Raw genomic sequence first — 19,202 nt, 5'->3', positions numbered from 1 at the left:
CAAGCCTACCCGTCAGGCGTGCCGCGTAGCGTGCAGGGCATGCAGGTCCTCGTCACCGGCGCCACCGGGTACATCGGTGGTCGTCTCGTCCCTCGTCTCCTCGAAGCCGGCCACTCCGTCCGGGTGTTCGTGCGCAATCCCCGGAAGCTCCAGGACGTCCCGTGGAGCAGTGAGGTCGACGTCGCGCAGGGCGACCTCCAGGACGCCGAGGCGGTGCGCGCCGCCGTCGACGGGATCGAGGCGGTCTACTACCTGGCCCACGCGATGGGGGCCGACGGCGACTTCGAGTCGGCCGAGCGCGAGGCCGCCGAGACCATGGCGCGCGAGGCGAAGGCGGCCGGCGTCAGCCGGTTCGTCTACCTGGGCGGGCTGCACCCGGACGGCGAGCTGTCGAAGCACCTCCGCAGCCGCAAGGAGGTGGGGGAGATCCTCCTCGGCTCGGGCGTGCCGACGGTGGCGTACCAGGCAGGGGTCGTAATCGGCTCGGGCAGCACCTCGTTCGAGATGATCCGGCACCTGACCGACGTCCTGCCGTGGATGCCCGCGCCGCGCTGGGTCCGCAACCACATCCAGCCGATCGCGGTCCGCGACGTCCTGTACTACCTGGTGGCCGCGCTCGACGTCCCCGCCGACGTCAACCGCACCTTCGACATCGGCGGCCCCGACGTCCTGCGGTACGGCCAGATGCTGAACGGCTACGCGGTCGAGGCGAAGCTGCCCCAGCGCCCGATCACGGTCCTGCCGGTGCTCACCCCGCGCCTCGCCGCACACTGGTTCAACGCCGTCACCCCGATCCCGCGCAAGCTCGCGACGCCGATCATCGAGTCGCTGCAGTTCGAGTGCGTGCAGCGCGAGCACGACATCGACGACGTCGTGCCGCAGCCCGAGGGCGGGCTCACCTCGTACCGTCGGGCCGTCCGCCTCGCGCTCAACAAGATGCGCGCCGGTCAGGTCCAGACGAGCTGGCGCAGCGCGACGCTCTCGAGCGCCTCGGCCGACCCGATGCCGAACGACCCCGACTGGGCCGGGCACACCGTCTACGTCGACGACCGGAAGCGGCACTCCAGTGCCTCCGCCGAGGACGTCTGGCGCGTCGTCGAGTCGATCGGCGGCGAGAACGGCTGGTACTCGTTCCCGCTCGCCTGGGTCGCCCGCGGCTGGATGGACAAGATCGCCGGCGGTGTCGGCCTGAACCGCGGGCGTCGTGACCAGCAGCGCCTGGAGCAGGGCGACGCGCTCGACTGGTGGCGCGTCGAACGGCTGGAGCGCGGCCGGTACCTGCGGCTCCGTGCCGAGTTCAAGTCGCCCGGCCGTGCGTGGCTCGAGATGACCGTCACACCGAACCCCGACGGCGGCAGCGACTACCACCAGCGGGCGATCTACTTCCCGCAGGGACTCGCCGGCCGGCTGTACTGGTACGGCATCCTGCCGTTCCACGGCATCATCTTCCCCGGTATGGTCGAGCGCATCACCGCCGCCGCCGAGCGGGAGTCCGACCACACCGAGTCGACGCAGCGCAACCGGACGCAGCAGACCGAGACCCCCGAGCCGGCGCACGAGGAGGCAGCATGACCGACGACCGCAGCCCCGTCCTCTTCCTGGGGGACAGCATCACCGAACAGGGTGACTGGGACACGTGGCTCCCCGACGAGCACACGCTGAACCAGGGCATCGGCGGCGACACGACCGACGGCGTCCTGACGCGCCTCGACGCCGTCGTCGCCGAACAGCCCGAGGTGATCGTGCTGCTCATCGGCACGAACGACTTCGGCAACCACCGCGCCAGCGCCGAGCACGTGGTCCGCAACGTCGAGACCATCCTGGTCACGCTCCGCCGCGAGCTGCCGGGCGTGCGTCTGCTGCTCGTGTCGATCCTGCCCCGGCAGGCCGAGTACGCCACGAAGATCGAGCAGGCCAACCGGCACCTCCGTCAGTTCGTCGCCACCTGCCACGCGCAGTACCTCGATGCCTGGCCCGCCCTGGCCGACGGCGACCACCTGGACGCCCGCTTCACCGAGGACGGCCTCCACCTGACCGAAGAGGGCTACCGCGCGCTGGTCGGGGAGCTGGTGCCGGCGCTCGAGCGCGTCCGCGACCTGCCACCGATGTCGCGGTCGATCCAGGCGATCGACCTCGACGGTTCCTCGGACTGATGGCCGCACGCAAGGGGCGACCCCCGGTGGGGTCGTCCCAGCACGGCGTGCCCGCAGGGTCCCCTCGACCCGCACCCGTCGCACCGGCCAACGGTGCCCGTGCCACGCCGCCCTTCACCCGCCCGGCACTGGCGCCGTCGATGATCGCGGCGGTCGTGCTGCTGGCCTGCGTCGCCATCGTCGACTCGTCGGGCTTCGTCTTCGCCCGCTGGGGCGTCACCGTGCTCGCGTTGATCGTGCTCGTCTTCAGCGTGCGCGGGAAGGTCTGGTGGGCCGCCCTGCTCATGGCCGCCGTCGCCGTCTGCTGGAACCCGCTCGTCACGGTGCCGATCCCCGGACAGGTGTGGGCGGCGCTGCAGCTGGTGGCCGCCGCGCTGTTCATCGTGGTGGGCATCGTCGTCAAGGTGCCCCGCGAGTCGGACGGACGGTAGGATCGGCAGGTCGGGTACAGGACCCGACCGCACGACCCGAAGGGCATGGATGAACGACGAGACCGAGCCGGTGACCGAGAGTCCTCTGCTGAACCCTCGACCGTCCTCCGGCGGTCTCGACCGATCCGACGTCGTCGTCCGCAAGGGGCGACTGACCCTGATCAACGGACACCTCACGCCGCAGCAGTCGATGATCGAGGACCTGCTGTTCCTCGACGACGCGCTCACCGAGGCTGACGTCGACCACCTGCTCATCCGGGGCAACGACCAGCGCCCGGTGATCGCCCTCGACGAGCGTGACCGCCAGCGCGCCGAGAGCGCCGTGATGTCCGCGGCCGTCAACGAGCCCTTCTACGCGAAGCCCCCGGGAAAGCCGGCCGTACTCGTGCAGGACGACGGACTCGGCTCCGTCGAAGAACCGGTGCTCCGCGTGTTCCGCCCACGGCTCGAACCTCTCGGACGCCTCCGCTACGGCGCCGAGACGAGTGTCCAGCTCGAGTTCTGGCGCGTCACCGACACCGAGGTCCTCGCTCCCGTCGAGAACGCCCTGATGCGTCGGAGCCTCCCGATCGACGAGTTCGTCCTCGTCGACATCGAACGCTACGGCCGCACCTGGCGCACCGTCGAGCACATGTTCGACGACCACGTCTCGGACATCCGCTTCCCGATCGACATCGTCTTCTCGTGGGTCGACGGCAACGCCATCGAGTACCAGCGCGCCCGCCAGGCCGCACAGTCGAACGCCGTCCTGGGCGAGGGCGACGACGCCCCGGCCCGGTTCCGCCAGATCGACGAGCTGAAGTACGCGCTCCGCTCGGTGCACACCTTCGCGCCGTGGATCCGCCAGATCTACATCGCGACGGACTCCCCGGCGCCGCACTGGCTCGCCGAGCACCCGAAGGTCCGCATCGTCCGCAGCGAGGAGTTCTTCGCCGACCCGTCCGTGCTGCCGACCCACAACTCGCAGGCCGTCGAGTCGCAGCTGCACCACATCCCGGGCATCAGCGAGCACTTCATCTACTCGAACGACGACATGTTCTTCGGTCGCCTGACCGACCCGTCGATGTTCTTCAGCCCCGGGTCGGTGACGAAGTTCATCCTCGCCACCACCCGCATCGGGCTCGGGTCGAACAACCCCGCACGCAGCGGTTTCGAGAACTCCGCCCGCGTGAACCGTCGCCTGCTGCAGCAGCGCTTCGGCGCGGTGACCACCCGGCACCTCGAGCACGCCCCGACGCCCCTGCGCGCCTCGATCATGACCGAGATGGAGCACGAGTTCGCCGACGAGTTCGCGTCGACGGCAGCCTCGCGCTTCCGTGCCGCGGACAACATCTCGGTGACGAACTCGCTGTACCACTACTACTCGCTGCTCACCGGTCGAGCCATCGTGCAGGAGACCGCCGACGTCCGCTACATCGACACCACGATGCAGTCGGGGCTCCGGTCGCTCGACGAGCTGCTGAAGAAGCGGAACGCCGACTTCTTCTGCCTCAACGACGGCAGCTTCCCGGAGGTCAGCGACGAGGAGCGCACGCAGCGCGTGACGGACTTCCTGGAGCGCTACTTCCCGTTCCCCGCGCCGTGGGAGCGCCCCAGCGCTTAGGACGCGCCAGCGTCCTGCTGGGGCGCTCCGGGCAAGCCTGCGAGCCCGGCGCCGGACCCCAGCCACCGGGTTCGGACCCTTCGCCGGCCTCAGCCGGCCTCAACCGGCCTCGACCGGTCACGACTCCCCGCCACCCACACGCCGAGCGGTCACAGGCCGTCGCCTGCGCCGCCAGCAAACGACGGAACGTGACCACGCGCCGCAGCACCGGCGGTGTGTCGCGACCACTCCGCGGGCCGGGAGGCGCGAGTCGGCCCCGCCACGGGCCTCCCGGCCGTCCGGCGTGCCGTCGGGACGTACCCCGGCGCGCGGTCAGGACACCCCGTTGGCTGCCCGCCGAGCGGTCACGAACTGTTGCTTGCGGCGCCGTCGGGCGACGGAACATGACCACTCGCCTCGGAGTGAAGGGGAGTCGTGACCGCACGCGCCCGCGCGGGGTGAGCAGCAGAGGTCGGGTCCGCATGACGGACGCGACCTCTCCTGCACTCGAAGTGCGCGGCGCTACCGGTGGACGGGGGAGACGGGCACCGAGTCGAGCGTGAACACCGGGATGCTCGAGGTGACCGGTGCCGGTTCGACGGCCGCGGGAATCGTCACGCCGTGCGCGGCGAGCTTCGCCTCGGTCTCGAGCGCGGAGACGGGCTGTCCGACGGTGGCGTAGTGCCCGATCGGCACCACCGAGTGGACGACGTTGCGCCCGTAGACGTGCACGAGGTTGAACGACTGCGCACCGTCACGGCCGCGAGTGCCGCCCTGGTACTCGGTCAGGTCCTGGGTGTAGCAGGTGGCGCTGGCGACGGACACCGGGATGCCGGCGAACACGGCACTGGTCGAGTAGTGCAGGTGACCGGCGATGATGGCGAGGACGTCGCTGCCCTCGACGACCTCGGCCAGGGCCTGCTGGTCGCGCAACTCGACGAGGACGGTGAGGTCTTGGACGCTCGGCACGGGCGGGTGGTGCATCGCCAGGATGGTGCCGTGCGGCGCAGCCTCGGACAGGACCTCGGCGAGCCAGTCGAGCTGCTCGGGGGAGACCTCGCCGTGGTGGTGACCCGGGACGCTCGTGTCGAGGGTGATCACGCGGAGACCGTTGACGTCGTAGACGAAGTCGACCGGGCGATCGGTGGGCTGCAGGCCGAAGAGCTCCTGACGGAACGCGCCGCGCTCGTCGTGGTTGCCCATCGCCCAGATGACCTGTGCACCGATGCGCTGCGCGGCCGGCTCGAGGATCTCGCGGACACGGGCGTACGCGCCCGGCTCGCCCTTGTCGGCCACGTCGCCGGTGACGACGATCGCTTCGGGACGCGTGCCCGACGCTTCGATGTCGGCGACGATCTGCGTGAGTCGAGCGGCGGAGTCGACATCGCCGTACAGGTCGCGGTCCCCGGAGACGAGGTGCGTGTCGCTGAGGTGGAGGAGGAAGTGGTTCGGCCTGGGGTGTTCGGCCGTCCGGCTGTCCATCGGGGTCTCATTCCGTTGGCGGATGCGTGGTGCAACACGTTGCCACACCGTCCTGGACGAGTCCAGCACGCGAGAGTGAACCAGCCGTGAACTGGGGGCGGCGTTTCGCGTTGTGGACGAAGAAACCCCCGCCACTCCGTGACGGGGGTTGCTTCGTGCGCTACCGATCAGTGATCGCCGGGGCCGACCTGGGGAGCCTGGTGGCCACCCTCGAGGTTCGGGCCGTGGTGCGCGGCGTGCGCTGCCTCGAGCTCTGCCTTCGAGACCGGCTCGATGCGGTCCTCGAAGAAGAAGCGGGAGACGCCGGCGCGTACCTTCTGCAGACCCGTGATCTTGCCCTTGGCGTTCGGGCGGATCATCAGCGGCTTGTACTCGTTGAACTGCAGGAGCTTCCAACGCTCGTACTCGTCGAGCTGCTCGTGCACCTCGATGTACTCGCCGTGGGGGAGCCGCACGATGCGGCCCGACTCGTAGCCGTGCAGGACGATCTCGCGGTCCTTCTTCTGCAGTGCGAGGCAAACACGCTTCGTGATCCAGAAGGCGACGAACGGACCGAGGACCGTCGTTGCCTGGATCACGTGGATCACGTGTTCGATCGACACCAGGAAGTGCGTCGCGATGATGTCCGACGAGGCTGCTGCCCAGAGGCTGGCGTAGAGCGTGATGCCAGCAGCACCGAACGCCGTGCGCGTCGGGGCGTTGCGCGGGCGGTCGAGGATGTGGTGCTCACGCTTGTCGCCCGTGACCCACGCCTCGATGAAGGGGTACAGCAGGATCGCCAGAATGAGCAGCACCAGGACCGCGATCGGCGCCAGGATGTTGAACGACACCGTGTAGCCGAACCACACGACCTCCCAGTGCGGCGGGACCAGTCGGAGCGCGCCGTCGGCGAAGCCGATGTACCAGTCGGGCTGGGTACCGGCGGACACCGGGGAGGGGTCGTACGGGCCGTAGTTCCAGATCGGGTTGATCGTGAACAGCGACGCGATGAGGGCCAGGATGCCCGCGACGATGAAGAAGAACCCACCGGCCTTCGCGGCGAACGCCGGGAGGATCGGGACACCGACGACGTTCTCGTTGGTCTTGCCCGGACCGGCGAACTGCGTGTGCTTGTTGATCACGACGAGCACGAGGTGGACACCGAGCACCGCGACGAGGATCGCCGGCAGCAGCAGGATGTGCAGCGTGTACAGGCGGCCGACGATGTCGGTCCCCGGGAACTCGCCACCGAACAGCAGGTAGGCGATCCAGACGCCGATGACCGGGACACCCTCGATCATGCCGACGATGATCCGCAGACCGTTTCCGGAGAGCAGGTCGTCGGGGAGCGAGTAGCCGGTGAAGCCCTCGGCCATGGCGAGGACCCAGAGCAGGAAGCCGAAGACCCAGTTGAGTTCACGCGGCTTGCGGAAGGCACCGGTGAAGAACACGCGGGCCATGTGCAGCATGATCGACGCCACGAACAGCAGGGCCGCCCAGTGGTGGACCTGACGGACGAAGAGCCCGCCGCGGATGTCGAACGAGATGTCGAGCGTGGACTGCAGGGCCGTCGACATCGCCACGCCCTTGAGCGGGACGTACGAGCCGTTGTAGACGACCTCGGTCATGGACGCCTGGAAGAAGAACGTCAGGAAGGTCCCGGAGAGCAGCACGACGACGAAGCTGTACAGCGCCACCTCGCCGAGCATGAAGCTCCAGTGGTCCGGGAAGATCTTGCGGCCGACTTCCTTGACGAGGCCCGAGATGCTGGTGCGCTCGTCGATGTAGTTGGCGACCCCGCCGATGATGCGGGATCCGCGCTCCGGCGCCGGCTTGTTCGTCGACGTGTTCGGTGCGGTGGTGGTGGTGCTGGTCATCAGCGTTCACGCTCCCAGAAGGACGGTCCGACCGGCTCGTGGAAGTCGCTCTGGGCAACCAGGTAGCCGTCGTCGTCGATCGCGATCGGAAGTTGGGGGAGGGGGCGTGCTGCCGGACCGAAGATGACCTCGCAGTTGTTCGAGACATCGAAGGTGGACTGGTGGCACGGGCACAGCAGGTGGTGCGTCTGCTGTTCGTAGAGCGCGACGGGGCAACCGACGTGGGTGCAGATCTTGGAGTACGCGACGATGCCGTCGTAGCCCCAGTTCTCGTGGCCCTTGGACGGGTTGAGGTCCTTCGGGTCGAGACGCATCAGGAGGACGGAGGCCTTCGCCTTCTCTTCCAGCATGTGCTCGGACTCGAGCATGCCCTCGGGGATGACGTGGAACACCGAACCGATGGTGACGTCCGAGGCCTTGATCGGCAGACCCGTCGGGTCCTTCGTCAGGCGCAGGCCCTGCTTCCAGAAGGTGTGGCGGAGCAGCTCGTTGGGGTCCTCGGCCGGAGCGAGGTCACGGACCAGGACGATGCCGGGGAGCGGGAACGCGGCCAGGGCACCGATCATCGAGTTGCGGATCAGCTTGCGACGGCTGAAGCCGGACTCCTTGTCGGCGAGCTGGAACGCCTCCACCGCCTTGGCGCGGGTGGCGTCGGTGCCGCGGGTGCCGTGACGGAGCTCGGTGATCTCACGGTCGACGACGAGGGACTTCGACCAGTAGACGGCGCCGAGGCCGAGGGCGAGGAGCGCGAGGGCGATCGACAGGCCCAAGAAGAGGTTCGCGGTGCGGACCGTCCCGAAGTCGCTCGGGTCGATCGGGAAGGCGACGTACGCCGCGATCGACAGGACGCTGCCGACGATCGACAGGTAGAAGTAGGCGGCGACCTGGCGCTCGGCCAGACGCTGCTTCTTCGGGTCGACGTCGGTGCGACGCGGGCGGTGCGGCGGCTCGCCCGGGTTCTCGAACGGGTCGACGGGGAGGACCGCGATCCCGGGGGAGGTGGTCGTGCCGTGCTTCTCGACAGCCGAGGACGAGTTCAGCGTCTCGTCGTCGTGCTCTGCCATGGTGTTCCCTTCAGTGTCGTTCGACACGGACGATCAGTTGGACTTCGCGGTCAGCCAGACGGTCATCGCGACGACCGCGCCGAGTCCGAAGATCCAGATGAACAGACCCTCGGCGACCGGCCCCAGGGAGCCGAGTGCGAAGCCACCGGGGGACTTGTTGTCCTGCACGTACTTGAGGTACGTGATGATGTCGGCCTTCTGCTCCGGCGTCAGGTTCAGGTCGTTGAAGACCGGCATGTTCTGCGGGCCGGTGAGCATGGCCTCGTAGATGTGCTTGCCGGAGACCGTCTCGAGGCTCGGGGCGTACTTGCCCTCGGTCAGTGCACCACCGGCGCCGGCCACGTTGTGGCACATGGCGCAGTTGATGCGGAACAGCTCGGCGCCTTCGGCAGCGTCGCCCTCCTCGCCGTTGGTGAGCTCGGTGGACGGGACCGACGGGCCGGGGCCGAGGGAGGCGACGTACTGCGCGAGCGCGTCGACCTGCTCGTCCGTGAACTGCGCGGGCTTCTCTTCAGCCTGCGGACCCTGAGCGGCCATCGGCATGCGGCCGGTGCCGACCTGGAAGTCGACCGACGCGGACCCGACACCGATGAGGGACGGGCCTTCACTCGTGCCCTGGGCGGAGAGACCGTGGCAGGTGGCGCAGTTCGAGGCGAAGAGCTTCTCGCCCTCGTTCACCTGCGACTGGCTCGAGGCGGCGACGGTGCTCGTGCTGTCGTCGGCGTTCGCCGTGGAGCTGAACAGTGCGTACGCGCCACCGGTGGTCATGAGACCCACGACGATGAGCGACACGGTCGCCATAGGTGAACGGCGGCCCTTCTTGGACTTGGTTCTGTTGAACATGTGCTGGGGGGTGTCCAGTTCCTACTTGAGAAGGTAGATGACGGCGAAGAGGAAGATCCACACGACGTCGACGAAGTGCCAGTAGTACGACACGACGATGGCGGTGGTCGCTTCCTTGTGGCCGAAGTTCTTGGCGGCGAAACCGCGGCCGAGCGTCAGCAGGAAGGCGATGAGGCCACCGGTCACGTGGAGCCCGTGGAACCCGGTGGTCATGTAGAACGCCGAGCCGTAGGCGCTGGAGGAGAGCGTCACGCCCTCGTGCCAGAGGTTGGCGTACTCGAAGATCTGGCCGCAGACGAAGATCGCACCCATCGCGTAGGTGACGAAGAACCACTCCGTCATGCCCCAGTGGCGCGGGTTCCAGCTCGTCCGGTGCACCTGGAAGCGCTCCGCAGCGAACACGGCGAACTGGCAGGCGAAGCTGGACAGCACCAGGATGATCGTGTTCACGGAGGCGAAGGGCACCTCGAGCTTCGCGGTCTCGGTCGCCCAGAGCTCAGGGGACGTGCTGCGGAGCGTGAAGTAGATCGCGAACAGGCCGGCGAAGAACATGACCTCGCTGCCCAGCCACACGATCGTCCCCACGGCCACGGCGTTCGGCCTGTTGAGGGCCGGACCGCTGGCTGATCTGGAGAGAGAGGTGCTAGTCACGTCCTCCATTATGACCGAAACCACTGACAGTGTTTTCGCAGGCGACTGGCGGGTCTCTCGAATTCACTACGATCGACCCATGCCTGACGCACTTTCTTGGCCAGCGGTGATCAGCGCGCTCATGGCGCGCGAGGACCTGACGATCAGGCAGTCCACATGGGCCATGGAGGAGATCGTGCACGGGCGCGCCACCCAGGCACAGATCGCGGCCTTCGCCGTGACGCTCCGCGCGAAGGGCGAGACCGTCGACGAGGTCGTCGGGTTCCGCGACGCGATCCTGGACGCCGCGGTTCCGCTCGACGTCGACCCGATGGCGCTCGACATCGTGGGGACCGGTGGCGACGTCGTCGGCACCGTGAACATCTCGACCATGGCGGCGATCGTGATCGCGGCCGCCGGGGTCCCCGTCGTCAAGCACGGCAACAAGGCCAGCTCGTCGAAGTCCGGGTCGAGCGACGTGCTCGCCGCCCTCGGACTCGATCTCACGATGGACGCCGCGCGTGTCGCGGACACCTTCCGGCGTGTCGGCCTGACCTTCGCCTTCGCCAACGCGTTCCACCCCGGTTTCGCCCACGCGGGCCCGGTCCGGCGCGAGATCGGCGTGCCGACGGTGTTCAACTTCCTCGGCCCGCTCGTCAACCCCGCGCGGTGCGAGGCCAATGCCGTGGGTGTCGCCCAGCTCGACCTCGTGTCGATCATCACGGGCGTGTTCCAGACGCGCGGGGCGACGGCGCTCGTGTTCCGCGGCGACGACGGACTCGACGAGCTGACCACCACCGGGCACAGCCACATCTGGGAGGTCACCGGCGGCCGCGTGACCGAGCACGACCTCGACCCACGCGACCTCGGCATCGCCCGAGCCCGGACGGAAGACCTGCTCGGCGGCGACCCCGAGCACAACGCCGCTGTCGTCCACCGGGTGCTCGCGGGGGAGACCGGACCCGTCCGCGACATCGTCCTGCTGAACGCCGCGGCCGGCCTCGTCTCGTTCCGGCTGGCGCAGGACCCGAACGAGTCCGACCGGCCGGTCCTGCAGCGCTTCCGTGAGCAGCTGGTCGTCGCCGCCGAGGCGATCGACTCGGGCGCCGGTGCGCGCAAACTGGCTGATTGGGTCGCGGTCCCGACCGCGACCGACGCGCAGTAGACGCTACGGACGGCACGCAGGAGACGCGATGCACGGGAGGCCCGGTGCCGGTTCCAGGAACCGGCACCGGGCCTCCCGTCGGTGCGTTCAGTGCACGCGGTGAGCGTGCGCCCGCTTCGTTACTGCACGTCCTCGTCGACCCAGTCGAAGGTCTTCGTGACGGCCTTCTTCCACAGGCGGAGCGTGCGCTCGCGCTCGGCGGCGTCGAGCTGGGGCTCCCAGCGCTTGTCCTCCTGCCAGTTGGCACGGAGCTCGTCGAGGTTGGCCCAGAAGCCGACCGCGAGACCGGCGGCGTAGGCCGCACCGAGCGCCGTCGTCTCCGCGACGACCGGACGGACCACCGGCACGTTGAGGATGTCGGCCTGGAACTGCATGAGCTCGCTGTTCGCGGTCATGCCACCGTCGACCTTGAGCTCGGTCAGGTCGACGCCGGAGTCGGCGTTGACCGCGTCGAGCACCTCGCGGGTCTGCAGCGCCGTCGCCTCGAGGGCGGCACGCGCGATGTGCCCCTTGTTGACGTAGCGGGTCAGACCGACGATCGCGCCGCGGGCATCGGGACGCCAGTACGGCGCGAAGAGCCCGGAGAACGCCGGCACGAAGTACACGCCACCGTTGTCCTCGACGGTCTTGGCCAGGGCCTCGACCTCCGGGGCGCTGCCGATCAGACCGAGGTTGTCGCGGAGCCACTGGATGAGCGAGCCCGTGACGGCGATCGAACCCTCGAGGGCGTAGTGCGTCTCCTGGTCGCCGAGCTTGTAGCCGACGGTGGTGAGCAGGCCGTTCTCGGAGCGGACGATCTCGGTACCGGTGTTGAAGATCAGGAAGTTGCCGGTGCCGTAGGTGTTCTTCGACTCGCCCTGGTCGAACGCGGCCTGACCGAAGGTCGCGGCCTGCTGGTCGCCGAGGATGCCGGCGATCGGGACCTCGCGCAGCAGGCTCGAGGACTCGACGTGGCCGTAGACCTCGGAGGAGCTGACGATCTCGGGGAGCATCGACTTCGGCACGCCGAAGTCGGCGAGGATGTCGTCCCGCCACTGCAGCGTCTCGAGGTCCATGAACAGCGTGCGGGACGCGTTCGTGACGTCGGTCTTGTGGACGCCGCCGTCGACGCCACCGGTCAGGTTCCAGAGGACCCAGGTGTCGGTGGTGCCGAAGAGCAGGTCGCCCGCCTCGGCCTTCTCACGAGCACCCTCGACGTTCTCGAGGATCCACATGATCTTGGTGCCGGCGAAGTAGGTCGCGAGCGGCAGGCCGACGATGGCCTTGTACTTGTCGGTGTCGCCGTCGGCGAGCTTGTCGACGAGCGCCTGCGTGCGGGTGTCCTGCCAGACGATCGCGTTGTAGATCGGCTTGCCGGTGGTCTTGTCCCAGACGACCGCGGTCTCGCGCTGGTTGGTGATGCCGACGGCTGCGACGTCGTGGCGCGTGATGTCGGCACGCGACAGTGCCTGACCGATCACCTCGCGGGTGTTGTCCCAGATCTCGGCGGGGTCGTGCTCGACCCACCCGGCACGCGGGAAGATCTGCTCGTGTTCCTTCTGCCCGGTCGAGATGATCGAACCGGAGTGGTCGAACACGATTGCTCGGGTCGAGGTCGTGCCCTGGTCGATGGCGACGATGTAGTCGGCCATTGGTGCTCCTTACGGGTGTTCGGTGCGGTGCGCGGTCGGTCGTGCGGAACGGCCGGTCACGCCTTCGGGGTGGGGGTGGGTCAGCTGACGACGGGCAGCAGGGCGACGGACAGGCCGGCGGCGATGGCGCCACCGATCAGCGGTCCGACGACCGGCACCCAGGCGTAGGCCCAGTCGCTCGAGCCCTTGCCCTTGATGGGCAGGAGGGCGTGGGCGATGCGCGGACCGAGGTCACGAGCCGGGTTGATGGCGTAGCCGGTGGGGCCACCGAGGCTGACACCGATCGCGATCACGAGGAACGCGACGGGGATCGCGCCGAGCTCCGACGGGGTCTGACCGTTCGTGAACGCGATGACGACGAAGACCAGCACGAAGGTGCCGATGATCTCCGTCACGAGGTTCCAGCCGTAGGAACGGATCGCGGGGCCGGTCGAGAAGACGCCGAGCTTGGCGGCCGCGTCGGGCTCCTCGTCGAAGTGCTGCTTGTAGGCGAGCCAGACGATGACCGCACCGATGACGGCGCCGATCAGCTGGGCGAGCCAGAACAGGAACATCTCACCGACGGTGATGTTGCCGAGGATCGCCTGCGCGAGGCTGACCGCGGGGTTGAGCTGTCCGCCGGACTTGTAGGACACGGTGACACCGGCGAAGACCGCGAAGCCCCAACCGATCGTGACCATCAGGAACCCGGCTCCGAAGCCCTTCGACTTCGCCAGCGAGACGGCGGCGACGACGCCGCCACCCAGGATGATGAGCATCGCCGTACCGACGAGCTCGGACAGGAACTTGACGCCGATGTCGTCCATCGGTGACCTCCAGTGCGTGAGGTGGGGGTCCGGCCGTGCTGCGCCGCACTCCCCGTTGAGTGATTGAGGCCAACCATAGTGATGCGGTTCCCGGCCCGGCGATGAATTCGTGGGCGAAGTGCGACATCGTGCACGAACGTGCAGGACGAGTGTCCCCTGCACGATCCCGAGCCGGTGACGCGTCCTCGGGGCGCTGCACGAACGTGCACGGGGAGCGGACGGCTGCCCGTGTCGTCGATGTAGATTGGGCGCACTCCGGTCGACGACGCGCGGTGTGACCGCCACGGTTCGACCCCGTACCCGTGGAGGCACCGCATGAAGAAGCTCATCAACGACCCGCAGGCCGTGGTCGAGGAGACCGTCCGGGGATTCGCCCGGGCACACGCCGGACACGTCGTCCTGGTCGAGGACCCGATCCACCTGCACCGCGCCGACGCGCCCGTCTCCGGCAAGGTCGGGATCGTCAGCGGCGGTGGCAGTGGTCACGAGCCGCTGCACGCCGGCTTCGTCGGGTACGGCATGCTCGACGCCGCGGTGCCCGGCCCGGTGTTCACGAGCCCGACGCCCGATCCGATCGTCGCCGCGACGAAGGCCGTGGACGGCGGTGCGGGCGTGCTGCACATCGTCAAGAACTACACCGGCGACGTGCTCAACTTCGAGACGGCCGCCGAGCTCGCGGCGATGGACGACGTCCGCGTCGAGTCCGTCGTGGTGGACGACGACGTCGCGGTGCAGGACTCCCTGTTCACCGCCGGCCGCCGCGGTGTCGCCGGGACCGTCGTGGTGGAGAAGTGCGCCGGCGCCGCCGCCGAGCGCGGGGACGACCTGGACGCGGTCGCCGCCGTGGCCCGGCACGTCAACGACGTCACACGGTCGATGGGGCTCGCGCTGGCGTCGGGCACCGTCCCGCACGCGGGGGAGCCGTCGTTCGTGCTGGCCGACGACGAGGTCGAGCTCGGCATCGGCATCCACGGCGAGCCGGGCCGCGAGCGGATCGCGATGGCACCGGCGGACGAGCTGGTCGACCGCGTGCTCGAACCGATCCTGACCGACCTCGACGCCCCGGCCGGGTCGTCGGTGCTGCTCCTGGTGAACGGCATGGGCGGCACCCCGCTGTCCGAGCTCTACATCGCGTACCGACGCGCCGCCGAGGTCCTCTCCGACCGCGGCTACCGGGTCACGCGTAGTTTGGTCGGCGACTACGTCACGTCCCTCGAGATGCAGGGGTTCTCGCTCACCGTCACGGTGCTCGACGAGGAACTCACGGCCCTCTGGGACGCCCCGGTGGAGACCCCGGCAATGCGCTGGGGACGCTGAGCGATCGAGGACGGCCGCTCGACCACCGGACCACGAAACCTGGCCTCCCGGGCCGGACACACGAAGGGAACCGCATTGGCGCTCGACACCGCATGGGCCATCGAATGGGTCCGTCGCACCGCCGCGACGATCGACGAACACCGCGCCGAGCTCGTCACGCTCGACCGTGAGATCGGGGACGGCGACCACGGCGAGAACCTCGACCGCGGGTTCCGGGCCGTGCTCGAGGCCGTCGACTCCGGGTCCTTCGACACCCCGGGTGCCGTGCTCAAGACCATCGCGACGAAGCTCATCTCGACCGTGGGCGGGGCGGCCGGCCCGCTCTTCGGCACCGCCTACCTGAAGGCGGCGCAGGCCGCCGGTGACGCGGCCGAGCTCGACGCGGACACCCTCGTCGCCGTCCTCACCGCCGCCCGCGACGGGGTCGTGTCCCGCGGCAAGGCCGCGGTCGGCGACAAGACGATGGTCGACGCGTGGAGCCCCGCGGTCGACGCCGCAGCTGCGGCGGCCGGTGCCGGCGACGACCCGAAGGCCGTGCTCGCCGCAGCAGCCGACGCCGCCGCGCAGGGTGCGGCGGACACCGAGCCGCTCGTCGCCCACAAGGGCCGTGCGAGCTACCTCGGCGACCGCGCGATCGGGTACCGCGACCCCGGTGCGCAGTCGACCGCGTACATCCTGCGCGCAGCGGTGGACGCAGCGTGACCGTCGGCATCCTGGTCGTCTCGCACAGCGCGGCGATCGCGACCGGCACCGTCGAGCTGGCCCGGCAGATGGCTGCGGACGTGCCGCTCGTCGCCGCGGGCGGCACGGACGACGGCGGGATCGGCACCTCGTTCGAGGCGATCACCGCCGGCATCGAGGAGCTCGCCGAGGCGGACGCCGTCGTGGTGCTGTGCGACCTCGGCTCCGCCTACCTGACGACCGACACCGCGCTCGACTTCCTGGACGACGACGTCCGTGCTCGCGTCCACGTGTCGCAGGCCCCGTTGGTCGAGGGGACGGTGGCCGCCGCGGTCGCCGCCCAGACCGGCGGTGACGCCGACGCGGTCCTGGCCGCCGCGGCATCGGCCGCGGCTTCCGAGGCGGACGCGAGCAGCGCCTCCGATCCGTCTGGCGACCAGCCTGGAGGCACGGGGCCGGCCGACGGGGCTGCCCCCGTCGACGACGCGGCCGGCTCCGACCGCGTCAGCGCGTCGGTCGAGCTGGTGAACGAGACCGGGCTCCACGCCCGGCCCGCCGCGGAGTTCGTGAAGACGGCGGCGAAGTACGACGCGAGCGTGCACGTCAACGGCGTGGACGCGAAGAGCCTGCTGGCGATCATGGCCCTGGCGCTGCCGAAGGGGGCGACGGTGTCGATCGACGCGACCGGGCAGGACGCCCGGGCCGCGGTCGACACCCTGGTGGAACTGGTCCGGTCCGGCTTCGGCGAGTGACACCGCCGCCGGGGGAGACCCCGGCGGCGGTGTCCGCTCCGGTCAACGGATCGAGATCGTCCCCGCCAGGTCGAGGTCCGAGGGGCCGCCGGTGACCCCGGCGTCCGCGAGCAGGGTGGCACCGAACACGGCGCTCCAGAACGTGCGGGCGTCACGGGCGACGCCGCTCGGGCTCGTCCAGCCCTGGTCGGCGACGACGCGTTCCAGGTAGCGCTCGGACTGCCGGAACAGCACGGCGAGCAGCAGACGCACGCGCTCACGCTGCGCCGGGTCGTCCCCGGCGGCCCCGAGCGCGCGCACCACGAGCGGGGTCGACGGCATCGCGAGGGCGGTGCGGGCGAGGACCCGGCGGAACGACTCCGGCGAGCGGGCACGACGGCCGGCCGCCTGCAGTCGCGTGGTGTCGCGGAGGAACAGCGCGAACGCGGCGTCGAGCACCAGGCGGTCCTTCGAGCCGTAGTGGTGCGTGATCTGGTTCGGGTAGACGCCAGCGGCCCGGGCGATCTCGCTGACGGTGATGCTCCGAGCACCCGCGCTCAGCAATCCGGCCGTCGCGGCGAGGATCTTCGCCCGGGTCGCCGCGCCGCGTGCCGTGCCGGAGCCGTCCACCGTGGTTGCCATGTCCGAATTGTACGTGGTACAACTCAACTTGTTCAACGTACAAGAGGAGTTCCCGTGGACATCGTCATCACCGGCTACGGCGCGGTCTCACCCTTCGGCCACGGCGTCGCGCCGCTCTGGGACGCCCTGGTGGCCGGTCGCTCCGGCGTCCGAGCCCTGCACCGTGACGGAGCGCTCTGGGAACAGGTGCCGATCCGGGTCGGGGCCGATGCCGCACTCGACGCCGAGGGGTCGCTCGGGCGCGTCCGTGCGAACCGCCTCGACCGCAGTCAGCAGCTGGCGCTCGTCGCCGCGGACGAAGCCTGGTCCGACGCCGGCGCCCCCGCGGTGGAGGGCGACCGCCTCGCCGTGGTGATCGGCACCGGGATCGGGGGAGTGGAGACGCTCCTCGACGCCCACGACGTGCTCGGTGCGTCCGGTGCCCGGCGGGTCTCACCGCGCACGGTGCCGATGCTCATGGCGAACGGTGCCGCCGCGCAGATCAGCATCGCGTACGGGGCGCGGGGCGGCGCCTACACGACGGTGTCGGCCTGCGCCTCGGGTGCCGAGGCCATCGCCACCGCCGCGCGACTCATCGCCACCGGTGAGGCCGACGTCGTCATCACCGGCGGCACCGAAGCCGCGGTCACCCCGGTGACGATGGCGTCGTTCGCCCAGTCGCAGGCCCTCGCGAAGCCCGACGGCGACGACCCGACGACCCTGTCACGGCCGTTCGACGCCGACCGCCGCGGCTTCGTGCTCGGCGAGGGCGCCGGCATCGTCGTGCTCGAGCGTGCCGACCACGCCGCCGCCCGAGGCCAGCGGTCGCACGGCACGCTCGCCGGGTGGGGGATCACCTCGGACGCGCACCACATCACCGCACCGCTGACGGACGGCAGCGAGCAGGAGCGGGCCATGCGCGCCGCGATCCGGATGGCGGGACTCACCGGCGGCGACGTCGACCACGTGAACGCGCACGCCACGGGCACCCCCGTCGGCGACGTCGGCGAGGCGGCCGCCGTCAGTCGTGCGGTGGGGACCGGCGCGCTGGTCACCGCACCGAAGAGCGCGATCGGGCACATGTTCGGCGCCGCCGGCGCGGTCGAGGCGATCCTGACCCTGCGGGCGCTCGAGACCGGGACCGTGCCACCGACCCTGAACCTCGACCGGCTCGACCCCGCGGTGGACCTCGACGTCGTCTCCGGCACCGCCCGGACGGCGCCGCTCCGTGCGGCGTTGAACAACTCGTTCGGGTTCGGCGGTCAGAACGCGTCGCTGGTGTTCACCGCGGCGTGAGCTCCTGCAGGCCGGTGACCCGGAGCAGGTCGAGCTTCGCGGCGTCCTCGGAGCCCGGCACGACCGTGTAGACGACGATCCGCAGGTCACCGCCCGGCACGCTCAGCACGTCGCAGTCGATCTCCACCGGCCCGACCGGCGTGTGCACGACCTTGCGGCTCGCACGGTGCTCGGCGATCCGGCCGGTCTCCCAGCGGCGGGCGAACTCCGGAGACTCCCGCAGCAGCCGTTCGACCAGGTCCGCCAGGTCACGGTCCGCCGGGTAGCGGCCGTAGGCCTGCCGCAGATCGGCGGCGAGGTCGCTCGAGAACTCCTCCTGGTGCTCGTCGTCCCAGTCCACCCCGTCGTGCTCCTGCATGAAGTGCCGCCACACCAGGTTGCGCTCGAGTCCGACGTACCGAGAGGGGTCGCCGTTCACCGCGGCCCACAGCTCGTTCCAGAGCACGATGTCGTGGGTCGCCGTGAACACCGCGAGCGGGACGTCGCCGAGCCGGTCCACCAGCCGCTGCACGCCGGGCGTGATGTGCCGCGGCACCACCTGACGCGACGGCGGGGCGACGCCGGCCACCCGGCACAGGTGGTCCCGCTCCTCGGACGACAGCCGGAGCGCCGTCGCGAGGGCGGCGAGCAGCTGCGGTGACGGGTTCGTCGCCCGGCCCTGCTCGAGGCGGACGACGTAGTCGACACTCACGCCCGCCAGCGCGGCGAGCTCCTCACGGCGGAGGCCCGGGGTCCGTCTGCCGGGGCCGGCCGGCAGGCCGACCGCCTCGGGACGCACCCGGTCACGCCAGGAACGCAACACGTTCGCGAACTCGCTCATGTCCACCATCATCGCCCCGCGCCTCCTGTCCGTCCTGGTACTGCCGGTCCCACCGTCGCACCGTGCCTGGGGGACCCTGGCCGGCGGGGGCAG

Annotated in this window: 18 protein-coding genes; 9 read left to right on the top strand and 9 right to left on the bottom strand. The window is 70.0% G+C overall.

All coding sequences use genetic code 11. The features are described from left to right. Nucleotides 1–39: 39 nt before the first annotated feature. From DEJ27_RS09535 to DEJ27_RS09520, 4 genes are read left to right on the top strand one after another with little or no spacing between them, the layout of a single operon-like run. Nucleotides 40–1,572 (top strand): SDR family oxidoreductase, encoded by a 1,533-nt coding sequence (locus DEJ27_RS09535; RefSeq protein ID WP_258369860.1) that lies wholly within the window; start codon nucleotides 40–42, stop codon nucleotides 1,570–1,572. Beyond that, on the top strand, nucleotides 1,569–2,153 hold the full coding sequence (locus DEJ27_RS09530; RefSeq protein WP_071244688.1) for a GDSL-type esterase/lipase family protein: 585 nt from the start codon (nucleotides 1,569–1,571) through the stop codon (nucleotides 2,151–2,153). The genes DEJ27_RS09535 and DEJ27_RS09530 overlap by 4 nt, the downstream gene beginning before the upstream one ends. Further along, on the top strand, nucleotides 2,153–2,584 hold the full coding sequence (locus tag DEJ27_RS09525; RefSeq protein ID WP_110860026.1) for a DUF6804 family protein: 432 nt from the start codon (nucleotides 2,153–2,155) through the stop codon (nucleotides 2,582–2,584). The genes DEJ27_RS09530 and DEJ27_RS09525 overlap by 1 nt, the downstream gene beginning before the upstream one ends. A gap of 49 nt (nucleotides 2,585–2,633) precedes the next feature. Beyond that, a complete protein-coding gene (locus DEJ27_RS09520; protein ID WP_110860028.1) occupies nucleotides 2,634–4,187 on the top strand; it encodes a stealth conserved region 3 domain-containing protein in 1,554 nt (517 codons plus the stop codon). 501 nt (nucleotides 4,188–4,688) lie between these two features. Here DEJ27_RS09520 and DEJ27_RS09515 read toward each other — a convergent pair. From DEJ27_RS09515 to DEJ27_RS09495, 5 genes are all read right to left on the bottom strand, one after another. Next, complete coding sequence (locus tag DEJ27_RS09515; protein ID WP_110860030.1) at nucleotides 4,689–5,648, bottom strand: phosphodiesterase; 960 nt, start codon at nucleotides 5,646–5,648, stop codon at nucleotides 4,689–4,691. A gap of 167 nt (nucleotides 5,649–5,815) precedes the next feature. Beyond that, on the bottom strand, nucleotides 5,816–7,504 hold the full coding sequence (locus tag DEJ27_RS09510) for a ubiquinol-cytochrome c reductase cytochrome b subunit (protein WP_110860032.1): 1,689 nt from the start codon (nucleotides 7,502–7,504) through the stop codon (nucleotides 5,816–5,818). Further along, nucleotides 7,504–8,568 (bottom strand): ubiquinol-cytochrome c reductase iron-sulfur subunit, encoded by a 1,065-nt coding sequence (locus tag DEJ27_RS09505; RefSeq protein WP_027465615.1) that lies wholly within the window; start codon nucleotides 8,566–8,568, stop codon nucleotides 7,504–7,506. Before DEJ27_RS09505 ends, DEJ27_RS09510 begins: the two co-directional genes overlap by 1 nt. Before the next feature lie 33 nt (nucleotides 8,569–8,601). Continuing rightward, the gene (locus tag DEJ27_RS09500; protein WP_110860034.1) at nucleotides 8,602–9,411 is read right to left on the bottom strand and encodes a cytochrome c; all 810 of its coding nucleotides are present in this window, start codon (nucleotides 9,409–9,411) and stop codon (nucleotides 8,602–8,604) included. 21 nt (nucleotides 9,412–9,432) lie between these two features. Then, entirely contained in the window at nucleotides 9,433–10,071 is a 639-nt protein-coding gene (locus DEJ27_RS09495) for a heme-copper oxidase subunit III (RefSeq protein WP_027465617.1), read from the bottom strand. 70 nt (nucleotides 10,072–10,141) lie between these two features. On the opposite strand from DEJ27_RS09495, the gene trpD reads away from it, so the two are divergent. Next, complete coding sequence (trpD, locus tag DEJ27_RS09490) at nucleotides 10,142–11,206, top strand: anthranilate phosphoribosyltransferase (protein ID WP_110860036.1); 1,065 nt, start codon at nucleotides 10,142–10,144, stop codon at nucleotides 11,204–11,206. 119 nt (nucleotides 11,207–11,325) lie between these two features. Here trpD and glpK read toward each other — a convergent pair whose 3' ends face one another. Together glpK and DEJ27_RS09480 are read right to left on the bottom strand one after the other, a co-directional pair. Continuing rightward, on the bottom strand, nucleotides 11,326–12,837 hold the full coding sequence (gene glpK, locus DEJ27_RS09485; protein WP_110860038.1) for a glycerol kinase GlpK: 1,512 nt from the start codon (nucleotides 12,835–12,837) through the stop codon (nucleotides 11,326–11,328). An 80-nt stretch (nucleotides 12,838–12,917) separates the two neighbouring features. Next, on the bottom strand, nucleotides 12,918–13,643 hold the full coding sequence (locus DEJ27_RS09480; RefSeq protein ID WP_110860040.1) for an MIP/aquaporin family protein: 726 nt from the start codon (nucleotides 13,641–13,643) through the stop codon (nucleotides 12,918–12,920). A gap of 315 nt (nucleotides 13,644–13,958) precedes the next feature. Between DEJ27_RS09480 and dhaK the strand changes: the two genes are divergently transcribed. The 3 genes from dhaK (at nucleotide 13,959) to dhaM (ending at nucleotide 16,393) form a co-directional block, all read left to right on the top strand. Beyond that, on the top strand, nucleotides 13,959–14,960 hold the full coding sequence (gene dhaK, locus DEJ27_RS09475) for a dihydroxyacetone kinase subunit DhaK (RefSeq protein WP_111090831.1): 1,002 nt from the start codon (nucleotides 13,959–13,961) through the stop codon (nucleotides 14,958–14,960). Between the two features lie 75 nt (nucleotides 14,961–15,035). Next, nucleotides 15,036–15,662 carry a dihydroxyacetone kinase subunit DhaL gene (gene dhaL, locus DEJ27_RS09470; RefSeq protein ID WP_110860044.1) on the top strand — a complete coding sequence of 209 codons (627 nt, stop codon included), beginning with the start codon at nucleotides 15,036–15,038 and terminating at the stop codon, nucleotides 15,660–15,662. After that, nucleotides 15,659–16,393: a dihydroxyacetone kinase phosphoryl donor subunit DhaM gene (gene dhaM / locus DEJ27_RS09465; RefSeq protein WP_111090830.1), complete on the top strand. Its 735-nt coding sequence runs from the start codon at nucleotides 15,659–15,661 to the stop codon at nucleotides 16,391–16,393. Before dhaL ends, dhaM begins: the two co-directional genes overlap by 4 nt. Nucleotides 16,394–16,435: 42 nt before the next feature. Here the strand turns inward: dhaM and DEJ27_RS09460 are convergent, their stop codons facing one another. Further along, nucleotides 16,436–17,014 carry a TetR/AcrR family transcriptional regulator C-terminal domain-containing protein gene (locus tag DEJ27_RS09460; RefSeq protein ID WP_111090829.1) on the bottom strand — a complete coding sequence of 193 codons (579 nt, stop codon included), beginning with the start codon at nucleotides 17,012–17,014 and terminating at the stop codon, nucleotides 16,436–16,438. A 54-nt stretch (nucleotides 17,015–17,068) separates the two neighbouring features. Between DEJ27_RS09460 and DEJ27_RS09455 the strand changes: the two genes are divergently transcribed. Beyond that, entirely contained in the window at nucleotides 17,069–18,289 is a 1,221-nt protein-coding gene (locus DEJ27_RS09455; protein WP_110860050.1) for a beta-ketoacyl synthase, read from the top strand. On the opposite strand, the gene DEJ27_RS09450 is transcribed toward DEJ27_RS09455, so the two are convergent. Beyond that, the gene (locus DEJ27_RS09450; protein WP_181420043.1) at nucleotides 18,276–19,109 is read right to left on the bottom strand and encodes a helix-turn-helix domain-containing protein; all 834 of its coding nucleotides are present in this window, start codon (nucleotides 19,107–19,109) and stop codon (nucleotides 18,276–18,278) included. The two genes, DEJ27_RS09455 and DEJ27_RS09450, sit on opposite strands and share 14 nt — an antisense overlap. Nucleotides 19,110–19,202: the final 93 nt, after the last annotated feature.

The organism is Curtobacterium sp. MCPF17_018 (genome assembly GCF_003234135.1).
GTDB classification, from domain to species: Bacteria; Actinomycetota; Actinomycetes; order Actinomycetales; family Microbacteriaceae; genus Curtobacterium; species Curtobacterium flaccumfaciens.
The sequence above is the reverse complement of the archived record's forward strand: the minus strand, read 5'-3'. Positions and strand labels throughout refer to the sequence as shown.